This window comes from Salinimicrobium soli (assembly GCF_048323655.1).
Taxonomy (GTDB): Bacteria; Bacteroidota; Bacteroidia; order Flavobacteriales; family Flavobacteriaceae; genus Salinimicrobium; species Salinimicrobium soli.
Genome location: NZ_JBLUWW010000002.1, coordinates 300,198 through 313,866, shown reverse-complemented (window position 1 = coordinate 313,866; position 13,669 = coordinate 300,198). Strand labels below are relative to the sequence as shown.

The following is a 13,669-nucleotide window of genomic DNA, read 5'->3' as shown; positions in this document are numbered from 1 at the left end:
TAGACTCAATTTTTCCGTCAAACATTGTTTTTTAATGGTAGTCAAAAATGGCATTTTTGGAAGGGCTGCTTTTTTGTGTTATCAGATGTTGGCAGCTTGTATTTTATCTATTTCCAACTTAGAATGAACAATCTGTAGTGACAATTGTATTTTCTCCTACTAATGGAGTTATTTGTTCAAGTTCTTCTGGAATATCATCAATACAAATTATTTTTGGAGATGGATACATCCATTCTAAATCCCTGTAAGGATCATCGTAGATAAAAGTTTCTAATAAAGAAGAATTTTTTAGAATAAGAGTGTCAATCATATTCTCTGAGATGTTCAACCATTTTAAATTCGAAAGACAGTGAAAATCAAAAACCTCTGGTTCCCCACCTTCTAAATACATCATATTAAGTTTTTCCAGAGATGTTATTTGGCAAAAATCTATCCTTAAAAAGCTATTTACAATATTTAGATTCGTGAGATTTGAGCAGCCATCTAAGTTTACTGTTATAAACATATTTCTTTCGCTATAATAGTCCATAGGCCTATTTTGTGATAAATCTACTTCAACTAATTTGGTTAATCCTGATAAATTGATTTCATCAAAGTATTCGGTTGCTAAGTACATTATTTTTAAATACTCTAGCTTTCTAAGCGCTGTAAAATCATAAATAAGGTTTTCCTCATTTAACGCCTCATCGTAGTATAATGAACCGCCTCTTCCTGAAATATTTAATGATTTTATATTTCCAAAATTTTCTATCCCTTTTAAATCAACAAATTTAGCAGGTACTCCATAATCAAAATCGAGAATTAATTTTTCTACGGAATTCGCTTCTTTCTTTTGGATCTTACCATCATTATTAAGATCTACATTGGTATCTGAGATTCCATCATCATTAGTGTCTACACAATTTGTATTAATTAAAGTGTTTCTGAAGTTTTCATCAGGTATCAAAATCTCACTTCCTTGTAAATTACCTTTTAAATCTAGAACTTCATTATTTTCTACTTCATTTTTACTGCAGGATTGATTAATTAATACAAGAAAAACAAAAACAAATTTTAATGAATTTTTCATAATTGGATGATTGTAGCAAATTGCTGATGGTTAGTATTTTAAATTAAAATATTACTAAATATCGAATTATACCGGTAATGATTGAAAAAATAGATGAAAGAATTGTTTTTCTCTGTAAGAGTTACTAATGATAGAAAAATAACTTTGAAAAGATTGCTGCCACCTGTCCAGTTTATCACCCGTTGGCGGAGTAAGGGAGGCGGTCCCGAGACTTCGGGAGTCGGTTTAGTATCGGTTTGTTGGTCAAATTAATTATTTTCTTTCTAACACTGCCGCTTATTGGCCATGAATTGTTATTAGCGGTAGTTTTTATACCTAAAATTACAATAAAACACTATTTTTGAAGGGAATAAAGACTATATTTGTAAAATATTTACAAATAACAATTTAATTCATAGGTTATGCTGCTGGAATTTAAAGTTAGGAATTTTAGATCTATAAAAGATTGGCAAAATTTTTCAATGCTTGCTGAAAGTAAAATTAAGGAGCATGAGAATAATGTTATAACACTGGATAATTACCATGTTTTAAGCACTAGTTTGATCTATGGGAGAAATGCTTCAGGTAAAAGTAATTTATTAAATGCTTTTAAAGCCTTACAATATTTAGTCTTTGAATCAGGTGATTTTAAATTGGATAAAAAAATTCCAGCCTTTGAACCATTTAAATTAGATTCTAGATATTCTAAAGATCCCACTGAATTTTATATCGATTTCATTGCAGATGACAATATTCGTTATATATATGAAATCGGCTTTAATAATACAGAAATTGAATATGAAATACTCAAATTTTATCCCAAAACCCAACCAGCAACATTATTTGAGAGAATTAAGAATAAGCCTATAAAGTATGGTGAATATTTAACTGGTAGAAAAAAGGATATTGAAGAGAAACTTTATAATAATCAACTCTTTTTATCTAAAGTAGGTGTGGAAAAACTTGAAGCCTTAACATCACCATATAAATTTTTCTCAAGAGGTTTATTCGTATCAAATTTTCATGATTCAAAATATGATGAATTACTAATTCAAATTTATACTAATAGAATAGCCAATGATAACCTTCCTTTTTTCAAAGAAAATATGAATATTTTGATGAAAGAAGCAGACACAGGAATTGAAAGAATTGAAGTAACAGAAGAAGATATTGACGTTGATCTTTTACCGAAAGAAATGTCTGATGAAAAAAAAGAAGAACTAGTAGAAAAATATAAACGTAAAATTCGTACAATTCACAAATTTTTCGACGGAGATAAGGAAGTTGGAACTGTTGATTTTAAATTGGATGAAGAATCTACAGGTACAATTAAACTTCTAGCTATGGGAGGATTAATATTAGAAGCCTTAGCAGATGGCCAGGTTTTAATCATTGATGAATTAGATAAAAGTTTACATCCTAAATTAACTAAAGTTCTCATTGAAATTTTCCATTCAAAGAAAACTAATCCTAAAAACGCACAATTAATTTTTGCAACTCATGATATTTCTTTGTTGAATAATGAACTTTTTAGGAGAGATCAAGTTTGGTTTGCAGAAAAGGAATATGAAGGCTGCAGCCATTATTATTCTATATCGGATATTCCTGGGGTTAGGGCAAATGCTCCTTTCGAGAAATATTATATGTCTGGTCGTTTAGGAGCTACTCCTGTTATCAATAAGAATGAATTAAATTTCCAATTTTAATGGCTAGGTATAGAAATTCAAAGAAGCAGAAGAAATTTGGAAAAAGAGGATTAATTTTATGTGAAGGCGAATCTGAAGAGAATTATTTTAAAGGTCTTATTACTCAAGATAAATACAAACGTAAGTTTCAAGCTATTGATGTTAACATTTTTAAACCTAAAGACCATTCTCCTGTAGGCTTAGTAAATGAGGCGAAAAGGTTAATAAAGAAAGCTAGAAGGGAAAACAACCCGTATGCTTTTATCTGGGTTGTCTTTGATAAAGATGGTCATGCAAGAATACCTGATGCTTTTGAAATCGCAAGAAATTCAAGGCCGAAAATTAATATTGCTTTTACGGCTCCCTGTTTTGAATTTTATATTCTTCTGCATTTTGAAAAAACTACAAAACCTTTTAGAAAATGTGATAATGTAATTTCTCATATTCAAAAAAAGTGGTTTCCGGATTATCAAAAAGCAACTAACATTTTTGATCAGCTTTTGTCGAAAAAGGAAGATGGTTTAGCAAGTAGTAAGTGGGCTCAAGAAAGAGCAGAAGTTGATATCCAAAATGGATCAAGGATTTATGATTTATCAGCTTATTCTAATATTCACGAATTGGTTGATTACCTCTATTCCTTAATATAAAATTATCGCTAACGTCCCGGCTCTCAAAAGTGGCCTGTAGGAAAGAATTCACTTTGAGTTGAAGGGGGTGTTTCTTATGGAATTAAATGTAGGGAAAAAGTTCTCAAAAAAGCCATTTTTGGATAGCCATTGTTTTATTTCGTCCAAATATCTATCAGAATATGATGGCTTATTTTCTAATTGAGAATTTATTTTTTTTATTCTTTCTATTGTTCCAAGTTGCCCCTTAATATAGTCAAGTACTTCTGATAAAGATCAACACTTGAATTAAAATCCTCAATCAATCTATTGAAAGGATTTTTCGTTATTTCGATCTGAATTTTAGTATTCTATTGGACAAAATAGACAAGGTGTTCCTAAAATATTATCTATTATTTGATTTATATTAATGGGATAGATTACTGATAATATAGTTTCATTAAAGGTTAAGAACATTAAAATATTTATTGTAAAAATTACAAGAGCCAAGCTAAGTGAGGAATTATTGCTACTTTCTATATTTTCCTTTTCTGAATTATAGTTTTCTTCAGTAACACTTCTTTTCTTAAACTGCCAATATATGCTTTTGATAACAGCCAAATCGATAAAGAAGAAAATCATTACATACCCAACGAAAAACGGTACAAATAGAAAACAAAGATGTAGTAATATTGAGAAGACCACGATCAAAATATTTCTATTCTCGTAAATAATCCGAAGCTCATTGGCAAAGTCTGGTAAGTTATATAAGATTAAACTTAAAAAGGATAGAAGGAAGAATATTATATATAAGTTGAATTTGATATTATTATTATTTTCCATATTTGAATTTGGGTTCTTCTAAAATAATTACAGCTAATGTATTTTACCACAAACTCCCCTCCTGTTTCCCCTTTTAATTCGCTGAATAACAACAGAAAAAGTTTGGCTTCAGTAAAGCTATTAAAATTTTGTTAAAGAAGATTCCGGAAAACCGTAAAGCTCAACAACAAGCGGCTTCAAAAATGCCATTTTTGGGAGGTAACCAGACTTTTATGGCCTCGAGCGGTCCCTAAGTTCTTCATCCAGCATATCAATAATGTTCTCTACCTTATCCTTAATGGTTTTGTATCTGTATACCGTAAACATTCGATTGTCCCGAATCCATTCAAGTTGTGAAATATATTCAGGATCTTCAATAAGAAAATCATAGTTTCTCGGCTCAGCATTTTTAAATAGGCTGAAATTTTTAAAATGCCGCGTGTAATACGGTTTTAGATGAAGGAGTAAATTCTGGCTGTCTATTTCTTCCAGGGCTGCTATGAATTTATAATCGTGGGCATACAGTTTAGAAAGTTTAGCTCTAATAGAATTATTGGTGACTAAATGCCGTCCTGTATCCTGCAAATTGTTATAGGCCGCATCATCTGTCAGGAAAATGGTGGTGCCAAGTACCTTCCCAAAATGGGGATCTAAGGTATCATTATAGGATCTTTTTGACTTCAAATGATCCAGGAGTAAGATGGCACTATCATAGCTTTGATTGTGAACATTTAGATTAATGAGAATATCTTCCATATCATTTTCAAGAGAAACCTTTAACTCTTTAAGCATTTCGGTTTCTCTATCATATATTTTCCGCTTCTCATTCCATTGGTTAAGGGCTAATGCGATCAGGATACCCGAGACTATAAGAAATAACTCCCCTAAAGAATATCTCCAATCTATCGTCTTAAATATCTTAGATAATCTTCCCATAAAAATTTCAATTCTCTATTCGTTAAAGCTATTAAAATTTTGTTAAAGAGGATTCCGGAAAACCGTAAAGCTCAAGAACAAGTGGCTTCAAAAATGTCATTTTTGAAAGGTATTGGATCTTTCTACAGGTCATTCACCATAGAACTATTAGAAAAAAATGTAGCTTTCCGGGACCTGATAACTCCAAATTCTAATCAGCCTTACAGAAGTTTTAACAAAGCTGTCCACCCTTTGCTGCGACTCAGTTTTCATTGATCATCATCCTATATTAAGCTGTTGAAAATAAGATAATTAACTCCACTTTAGGATTTGCTAATCAATAAACTGTTAAATTTATTGAAGATCAAATTACTGAAAATGGATACGCTCAAAAAACTCCTTGCCCCACTTATTCTCATTCTTATAACTGTGAATTCTTTTTCTCAGGCAGATGAGGTTACAGTTTCCAATACAGATGAGGGTATGCAGCTCCAGATCAACGGAAAACCCATAATGATCAATGGTATGAACTGGGATTATGTTCCCATTGGCAAAAATTTCTCTTACAGCCTTTGGGATCAGCCAGATGATATTATTAAGGCTGCACTGGATTCAGAAATGAGCCTCCTGCGCAATATGGGTGTAAATGCGATAAGGCAGTATGTGGGGATACAGCCCAAATGGATCACGTATATCTATGACAATTACGGTATCTACACCATGCTTAACCACTCCTTTGGGCGCTACGGACTTACTTTGAACGGGCAGTGGGTTCCAAATACTGATTACGCTGATCCCCGTACCCAAGAATTGTTACTTGAAGAAGTGACAGAAATGACTGAAAAATACAAGAACACCCGCGGTTTACTGTTGTTTTTGCTGGGGAATGAAAATAATTACGGATTATTCTGGGATGGTGCAGAAACCGAAGATATTCCTCTCGAAGATCGTAGATCTACCATCCGGGCTAAGGCGATGTACGAGTTATTTAACACTGCCGTTCTGGCCATGAAGGATATCGACAGCTCTCACCCAATTGCCATTTGTAATGGAGATGTTCTGTTTCTGGATATCATAGCCGAGGAATGTAAAGACATTGACATATTTGGCACGAACGTTTACCGCGGTGCCTCCTTCGGAAATATTTTTACTGAAGTAAAGGAAAAACTGGGTAAGCCTATTATGTTCACCGAGTTTGGCTCTGATGCTTTTAATGCTATTGAAAGGCAGGAAGACCAAAAAGCCCAGGCCTATTACCTGGTGGAAAACTGGAAAGAGATCTATGCCAATGCTGCCGGCCTGGGCAGAGCCGGAAACTCGATAGGTGGATTTACTTTTCAATTCAGTGATGGGTGGTGGAAATATGGACAAACCATTGACCTGTCCATTCACAACACGAATGCCTCCTGGATCAACGGGGGTTATACCTTTGACTATGAGGAAGGTGAAAATAATATGAATGAAGAGTGGTTTGGGATCTGCGCAAAAGGACCTACCAATGAGCGGGGTTTATATGATCTCTATCCTAGAGCGGCCTATTACGCTTTAAAACAGGCACACCAAATAGAGCCTTATGCCGAAGGTGCAACTGCAGAATATATTGAAATCGCTTTCAATAATATCGAAATAATGGAGGCGGTCTTAAGGGCGCGCGGGGATAAAGCAGCTTTGGGGGCCGAAAGCAGTAGTAAGATCCGGTTAAGCACGCTTCGGGCAGAATTCACTACCTTTTATACAGACGGAAGCCTGATCACTACTCCCGAAGATGCAGACCCTGATGCAAATACTTACCCTGACGAATTAGGATTTGATCATATGCAATCTTATTACGTAGGTGTAGAAGGAAATCCTGCAGCAAATATGAGAGCCGAGGTAACCTTCAACATTGTGGGTAATGTTGCCGAGAACCCGATTGATGAGATCTTCTATGAGAACAGAGCCCGTAAAAGAAGAGTGCTGACTCCTGAAGGGGAGCTGGATGTGACTGATGTTAACCGTGTGCAGGTATACAGTGCAGAATACGACTGGAATTCAAAGTATTTTGATCTGAATGGCTTTTACCGAACCGGTCATTATCACTGGGGGTACGAGGGAGATTTCTTCAACCTTTATCCTGAAGCTAATTACGGCCCTAACCTCGATATCTATAATGGGGAAATCCTGGGATTTGAAGTGGACGGGAAGCGTGCTTTTAAAAACTTTTCACTCGCTTTTGGCCCGCAATTGTGGTGGGGAGCAAATCCTGCAGTACTTCTGAAATACTACAAGACCTTTGAGAAGTTCGAGGTAGCCGCAATTTACCACGAAGATATTGATGATTACGGCACCGCCGTTAGTTCTATCGCCATTCCGCAGCCAAAGACCAGAAGGGTGACATTACAGGCAAAAACCGAACTTGGAAAATTCGGACTCGAGGCAGGCGCGATCTGGGCAGGTCAACCCTTGAATGGCAGAAGATTTCAAATAGTGACAGGTGACAACCCCGATAATTATGTGGTGTATACAGATGAAGTGAACACCATGGACAACTGGGGAGGAAAAGCAAAGATCACCTTTTCCAGCGGTCCTTTTAACTGGTATGCCCAGGGCGCAATTATGGGCCTCGTAGCCCGCGGAGGTTATGACAATACCCAGACCTTTACAGGCTGGAGATTAAAAGACACCGGGAGTGAAAATCAAACCAACATACTTACAGGCTTCACCTATCTCACAGGTGACTTTACCATTGCTCCTAATTTTTTATGGCAAAAACCTATTGTAGAAGCTATTCCTAACGATGCGCCTCCCCCGGCAAGGCTGCGTAACATTGAGGATGATCCGTTTGCCGTGCGCGACAACAGAGAAACTGTGGCGGGAGAACTTTTAGTCACCTATGATCCTACCCCGGCCACCTGGATGTATGCCTGGGATAGTGATGAGATGGAAGATGCAAAATTCGCTTTTAGCAGCGGGTTCGTATACCGTCATCTTCCTACCACTATGGATGCGGCCATCGGGTTTCTGAGTAACCGTACTTCCTTCGCTTTTCCAGGTTCGGTGCCTGCCCATGATCTTTGGGAGTCCAACACCCGCATCGTTTCCAAAATGTCTCCTAATCTTGGTTTGATTGCCAATATCTACTTCGGAAATGCCCAGGCCAGGGGTAGTGACCCCCGCTTAATTGAGCGCTTTGGAGGAGATATACGCGTCATCTACAACAAAGTGAAATTTATACACTCATTCAAAATAGACGATTGGGGGCCATACGATTATCACAGGGACTTTAATCTTACGTATCCGGTTCAGTTAGTGCTGGATATTTCCACAACTACCGGGAAACCCAATTGGTTCATTCTGCCAAACACCCGGGTTGGAATTCGTGGTACCTGGAGATCTCTCAACGAATATTCAAACCGGTACAGCCCAAACGAAACTGGCGAGTTCACTGAATCTCCTATAGTAAGTCCGGTAGGTTTTCCTGATGGAAATGAGTGGGAGATCAGGACCTATGTTCACATCAATATTGGTAAATAAGAAAGTACTATGAAGACCAGGACATTAATAAATTTTCTAAGCGTAACACTTCTAATGGCGGTTTTAATCGGATCCGTAAGCTGTGAACGACCTTATTCAGATGACATTGAATTTGCCAGGTACAGCGACAACGGAGATGTTTATATAGACGGCTTTAGTACTGGATTACAGTATTTTCCTTTTGCAGGCTCTAAACTTGATGCATTTTCGGTGGATACCGATGTAAAATATGAGGGATCATCATCCATGCGTTTTGATGTTCCAAATTTTGGAGATCCCGAAGGAGCTTATGCAGGAGCTATATTTCCCACTTCCACTCCCCGCGATCTTTCAGGCTATGATGCCCTTACCTTTTACGCCAAAGCGACAAAAGCAGCTACCATAAATGAAATAGGTTTTGGAAATGATTTCGGCGAAAATAAATATGTGGTAACTAAAAATAATTTGAGGATCACTACGAATTGGGTCAAATATATCATCCCAATTCCCGATCCCGACAAACTGATAGGAGAAAGAGGAATGTTCTGGTATGCTGAAGGTCCCGAAGACAATGACGGCTATACCTTTTGGGTAGATGAAATCAAATTCGAAAAACTAGGTACGGTCGCTCAACCAAGACCTGCGATCTTTAATGGTCAGGATATTGAGCAGTTGGCTTTTATCAATGTTGATATTCCCATTACCGGACTAACGCAAACTTTCAATCTTGCTTCGGGAGTCAATCAAACAGTGAATGCTGCTCCCTCCTATTATACCTTTATGTCTTCAAATACTGATGTCGCGGTCGTAAACGAACAGGGAATAATAAGTCCGGTGGGCATAGGTTCTGCTGAAATAACAGCCTTGCTCGGCGGGGTAAAAGCAGCAGGCTCTATGAATCTTATGGTGACCGGAAGTTTTGAACTTGCACCTACCCCAACACGTGATCCGGCTAATGTCATTTCAATCTACAGTGACGCCTACAATAATATCAATGTCGACTTTTACAACGGGTTTTTTGAACCTTTCCAGACCACCCTGGGCGGAGACAATATCAACGTCAATGGTAATAGAATAATTAATTATACCAACTTCAATTTTGTCGGAATACAGTTTGGCCTTGTCGATGTATCTGCTATGACCTCTTTGCATTTGGACATCCTAATACCCGAGGACATTAGCCTGACCGGAAATGACTATGTAGAGGTGGAGCTGCAGGATTATGGCGCTGATGCCTCCCCCGGCGGTGGTGATGACGCTGTTTCTCGTGTGCGGATTGAAAGCAGCCGGCTTTCCAGCGGGGAGTGGGCAAGTATTGACATTCCGCTTTCGAATTTTTCAAGCCTAAGCAGAAGAACAAATATGGGACTGCTGCTATTTGACAGCAGCGCCAATATCACAGAAATACTCGTGGACAATATTTATTTCTACAAAGAATAAAAAAAGATCGAAGCTCATGAATTGGCAACAGCAAATAATACCCCTTTGGCATATAAACCGGCTTACTGCCTTCAGCAAAGTTCTGATAGCGGCACTCGTACTTGGCGTAACAGCCTGCACAACCAGCGAAGAACAGACGGTCACGAACTTTTCAGATCTTGTTCTTGAAGACAACTTCGATATAGATGGAGCTCCAGATCCTTCCATCTGGAGTTACGACATAGGAACCGGGGAGGACGGATGGGGAAACAATGAACTGCAATACTACACCAGCAGGAATGAGAACGTAAGTGTGCAAAACGGCTATCTTCTTATCACTGCCAGAAAGGAAGCTTTTGAAGGTTCTCAATACACTTCAGCACGGCTGGTTACTAAAGGTAAATTTGAACAGACCTATGGTCGCTATGAGGCTCGTATAAAATTACCATACGGCCGGGGTATGTGGCCCGCATTCTGGCTTTTAGGAGCAGATACTCCCGGGGAGGTTTGGCCGGAAATAGGTGAAATTGACATTATGGAATATCGGGGACAAAATCCTACTGTTGTGTTGGGAAGTGTCCATGGTCCCGGTTATTCAGCCGGTAATTCAGTAACTAAAAGTTATACTCTAACCAACGAACGTTTTGATACGGACTTTCACATTTTTGGAATTGAATGGGGGCCGGAGTACATTAATTATTATGTAGATGATGTACTATATAATCAGGTCACTCCAAATGACGTACCGGGCGAGTGGGTTTTTAATGATCCTTTTTACATTATCCTGAACCTGGCCGTAGGAGGTGATTTCGTAGGACCACCTAACGAAGAAACCGTTTTTCCACAAACTATGTTAGTGGATTACGTGAGAATTTATGAAGGCAACTTTCCCAATAATTAATATTTATCACCATGAAGAAATTAGTAGAAATATCAAGGCTGTTATCATTCGTTATTCTGACTGCTTCGGCAGTGATATTTTTGGGATGTGAACAAGATGACGCAGATCTGCCCCAGGTGACTGCAGGTTTTACCTATACCCTAAATGAAGACACAGGGGCGGTTAGCTTTATCAACACTTCGGAAAATGCCACAAAATATGTCTGGGATTTTGGAGATGGTCGTACTACCACCGAGATTAATCCTATCAGGGCTTTCGCTTCAGGATCTCACACCGTAACATTAACGGCTTCCAACATAGCCGGCGCATCTGATGTTTTTGAAGATGTTATCATCATCGATATACCCTTACCCCTGAACTTACCTATTACTTTTGATGATCCAAATGTAAATTATGAAGCAGTCACCTTTGGAGGTACTTCTTTTAGTGTAGTTGAGAATCCCGGTGTGTCAGGCTCTAATGATGTAGTTTCACAGGTAGGTGAGATCACCAATGCCGGTGCAGAATTTGAAGGAATAAGTTTCGATGTGGGAATGCCGATTGACCTGACTTCAGAAAAAACCATCAGCATGAATTTCTGGTCAGAGACTGCAATTCCTGTTCTGTTAAAATTAGAAGATGGTACAGGAGCTGATATTGAAGTAAGCACAACTCATAGCGGAAGTGGATGGGAAATTTTGGAATTCGAATTCTCTTCTTCCAATAGCTATTCAAGATTAACCATTTTTGCAGACGGTCCCGGTACAACTGCCGGAACCTTTTACATCGATGATATTGAACAGACTGTAACTTCAGCACAATGTACACCTGAAACTGAACAGGATCTGACAGCTGAGGGATTCAATATGACCTTCCTGAATGATCCTGCGGAAATGATCCAGTCCTTTGATGCGCAATATAGCTACGTTGCTAATCCCGATTTCCAGAATGAGGTGAATGCTTCATGTTTCGTAGGAAAGATCGAAAGAAATGGCGGTGCCCTCTTTGCCAATAACCAGATAGTATTTGACAACCCACTCGATTTTAGTGATAGCCAGGGATTAAAACTCAAAGTATATTCTTCTGCCGTAACTTACGATGTTCTTGTAAAGTTAGAGAATTCGGCAGACGCGAATATTAATACCGAATTATCGAGAACTACTACAGTGGGGGCCAATGAGTGGGAAGAACTTACTTTCCCGTTTGCCGCCAGTGAGAGTGGAAAATATGACAAGATCGTTCTGTTCTTTGAACTGAATACCAATACTACAGAGACCTATTATATTGACGATTTCGCCCTTTATGGAGAAGGTAACAGCGGTAACGGTGGTGGCGGAGAGGAATTTGATTCCGGTTTGCTGGTAAACGGCGATTTTGAAGACGGGGCTGCACCCTGGACTATTGGAGTCGGGAATGATCCTGTACCCATAGTGACTGAGGGTGGCAATACTTATTACTCTGTAAATGTGACTGCCGCCGGTAATCCATTTGACGTTAATATGAGCCAAAAACTCGAGATCACCCAGGGAGCTACGTATATCCTTACCTTTGATGCGTGGTCTGATCGGGAGAGATCTATTATTGCCGGTATTGGATTAAGCGACGGAGATTTTTCAAATACTACCGAACAGGTATCCATTAATACTGAACGGCAAACTTACACTCTCTCACTTACCGCTGCTGAGTTTGGAGCCGCAAATGCCCGGGTATTATTTGATTCCGGAGCAGAAGTCGGCCTGGTGAACATCGATAATGTTTCCCTGAAATTAGATGCAGATGCAGGAGGTGGTGAATTTGACTCCGGATTGCTTGTAAATGGGGATTTTGAGGCAGGTGCAGCTCCCTGGACTATTGGAGTAGGAACCGATCCCGCCCCAATCGCTACGGAAGGGGATAACACGTATTATTCAGTAGATGTGACCGCAGCAGGAAATCCTTATGATGTCAATTTGAGCCAAAAGCTGGAGATCACTCAGGGATCCACCTATACCCTGACTTTTGATGCCTGGTCTGATCGTGAAAGATCGATCATTGCAGGTATCGGTTTGAGTGACGGAGATTTTTCAAGTACTGTCGAAGAAGTAACGATCGATACTCAAAGGAAAACCTATACGCTTACCCTTACCGCGGTCAATTTTGGAGCCAATAATGCGAGAGTTCTATTCGATTCAGGAGCACAGGTTGGTCTGGTAAATATTGACAATGTTTCGTTAACCCTGAATGACGGCGGCGGTGGATCAGGAGGTGATGGAAATTTCCTTACTAACGGAGATTTTGAGACAGGGGACGAAACCGGATGGTTGTTCTTTGACACCGAAACTACCAATGGCGGTACGGCCGGAATAAGTAACGCAGAAAATAATACCGCGGGAGGAACTTACTCTGCCCGCGTCCAAAGTGGAACGCAGAACAACCCGGGGATCAAGCAGGAACGTTTTGGAGTAGGAACTATTCAGCCTAATCAGCAACTTACGGTTCAATTCGATTCTAAAATTGAGTCGCTTGCAGATGGTGCCGTTGTAAATGTGCTGGCATTCTCCGAAAGTGCAACCGAAGGAAAGGCTGCAGTATTACATAATTTAGGGACTATTAACCCAACTGCCGGTGTCTGGAATACCAACACCTATAATTTCACCACGGCAGGTGATGTGACGGGTGGGGTTTCCATTTTATTTGAAGTAGTTTGTGGAGGCGCAGATACTTGCGAGGGAATTGTGTACTTTGACAATGTTTCTGTCGAAGTAACCAACTAAGCACTTTATCTCTCAACGATCTAATATATGGTCAGCTTCAAATCTATTTT

8 protein-coding genes are annotated in these 13,669 nt (G+C 38.8%); 6 read left to right on the top strand and 2 right to left on the bottom strand.

All coding sequences use genetic code 11. The features are described 5' to 3' along the window. Positions 1-118 precede the first annotated feature (118 nt). A complete protein-coding gene (locus ACNORC_RS06870; protein ID WP_418334883.1) occupies positions 119-1,069 on the bottom strand; it encodes a leucine-rich repeat domain-containing protein in 951 nt (316 codons plus the stop codon). A gap of 401 nt (positions 1,070-1,470) precedes the next feature. Here ACNORC_RS06870 and ACNORC_RS06865 point away from each other — a divergent pair, with 401 nt between their 5' ends. Both ACNORC_RS06865 and ACNORC_RS06860 read left to right on the top strand, forming a co-directional pair. After that, the gene (locus ACNORC_RS06865; protein ID WP_418334882.1) at positions 1,471-2,754 is read left to right on the top strand and encodes an AAA family ATPase; all 1,284 of its coding nucleotides are present in this window, start codon (positions 1,471-1,473) and stop codon (positions 2,752-2,754) included. Further along, positions 2,754-3,380 carry an RloB family protein gene (locus ACNORC_RS06860; protein WP_418334881.1) on the top strand — a complete coding sequence of 209 codons (627 nt, stop codon included), beginning with the start codon at positions 2,754-2,756 and terminating at the stop codon, positions 3,378-3,380. The genes ACNORC_RS06865 and ACNORC_RS06860 overlap by 1 nt, the downstream gene beginning before the upstream one ends. Before the next feature lie 1,011 nt (positions 3,381-4,391). Here ACNORC_RS06860 and ACNORC_RS06855 read toward each other — a convergent pair. Beyond that, the gene (locus ACNORC_RS06855; protein WP_418334880.1) at positions 4,392-5,096 is read right to left on the bottom strand and encodes a DUF6090 family protein; all 705 of its coding nucleotides are present in this window, start codon (positions 5,094-5,096) and stop codon (positions 4,392-4,394) included. Between the two features lie 357 nt (positions 5,097-5,453). On the opposite strand from ACNORC_RS06855, the gene ACNORC_RS06850 reads away from it, so the two are divergent. Genes ACNORC_RS06850 through ACNORC_RS06835 form a run of 4 tightly spaced genes read left to right on the top strand, consistent with a single transcriptional unit; the run spans position 5,454 to position 13,619 of the window. After that, positions 5,454-8,588: a glycoside hydrolase family 2 TIM barrel-domain containing protein gene (locus tag ACNORC_RS06850; protein WP_418334879.1), complete on the top strand. Its 3,135-nt coding sequence runs from the start codon at positions 5,454-5,456 to the stop codon at positions 8,586-8,588. A 54-nt stretch (positions 8,589-8,642) separates the two neighbouring features. Continuing rightward, positions 8,643-10,007 (top strand): glycosyl hydrolase family 16, encoded by a 1,365-nt coding sequence (locus tag ACNORC_RS06845; protein ID WP_418334878.1) that lies wholly within the window; start codon positions 8,643-8,645, stop codon positions 10,005-10,007. A 16-nt stretch (positions 10,008-10,023) separates the two neighbouring features. After that, positions 10,024-10,887 carry a glycoside hydrolase family 16 protein gene (locus ACNORC_RS06840; RefSeq protein ID WP_418334877.1) on the top strand — a complete coding sequence of 288 codons (864 nt, stop codon included), beginning with the start codon at positions 10,024-10,026 and terminating at the stop codon, positions 10,885-10,887. An 11-nt stretch (positions 10,888-10,898) separates the two neighbouring features. Continuing rightward, positions 10,899-13,619: a carbohydrate binding domain-containing protein gene (locus ACNORC_RS06835; protein WP_418334876.1), complete on the top strand. Its 2,721-nt coding sequence runs from the start codon at positions 10,899-10,901 to the stop codon at positions 13,617-13,619. Positions 13,620-13,669: the final 50 nt, after the last annotated feature.

What these genes read in the sequence shown, in the direction of transcription:
- ACNORC_RS06870 (WP_418334883.1), bottom strand. Translation starts at nt 1,069, where the DNA reads ATGAAAAATTCATTAAAATTTGTTTTTGTTTTTCTTGTATTAATTAAT.
- ACNORC_RS06865 (WP_418334882.1), top strand. Translation starts at nt 1,471, where the DNA reads ATGCTGCTGGAATTTAAAGTTAGGAATTTTAGATCTATAAAAGATTGG.
- ACNORC_RS06860 (WP_418334881.1), top strand. Translation starts at nt 2,754, where the DNA reads ATGGCTAGGTATAGAAATTCAAAGAAGCAGAAGAAATTTGGAAAAAGA.
- ACNORC_RS06855 (WP_418334880.1), bottom strand. Translation starts at nt 5,096, where the DNA reads ATGGGAAGATTATCTAAGATATTTAAGACGATAGATTGGAGATATTCT.
- ACNORC_RS06850 (WP_418334879.1), top strand. Translation starts at nt 5,454, where the DNA reads ATGGATACGCTCAAAAAACTCCTTGCCCCACTTATTCTCATTCTTATA.
- ACNORC_RS06845 (WP_418334878.1), top strand. Translation starts at nt 8,643, where the DNA reads ATGGCGGTTTTAATCGGATCCGTAAGCTGTGAACGACCTTATTCAGAT.
- ACNORC_RS06840 (WP_418334877.1), top strand. Translation starts at nt 10,024, where the DNA reads ATGAATTGGCAACAGCAAATAATACCCCTTTGGCATATAAACCGGCTT.
- ACNORC_RS06835 (WP_418334876.1), top strand. Translation starts at nt 10,899, where the DNA reads ATGAAGAAATTAGTAGAAATATCAAGGCTGTTATCATTCGTTATTCTG.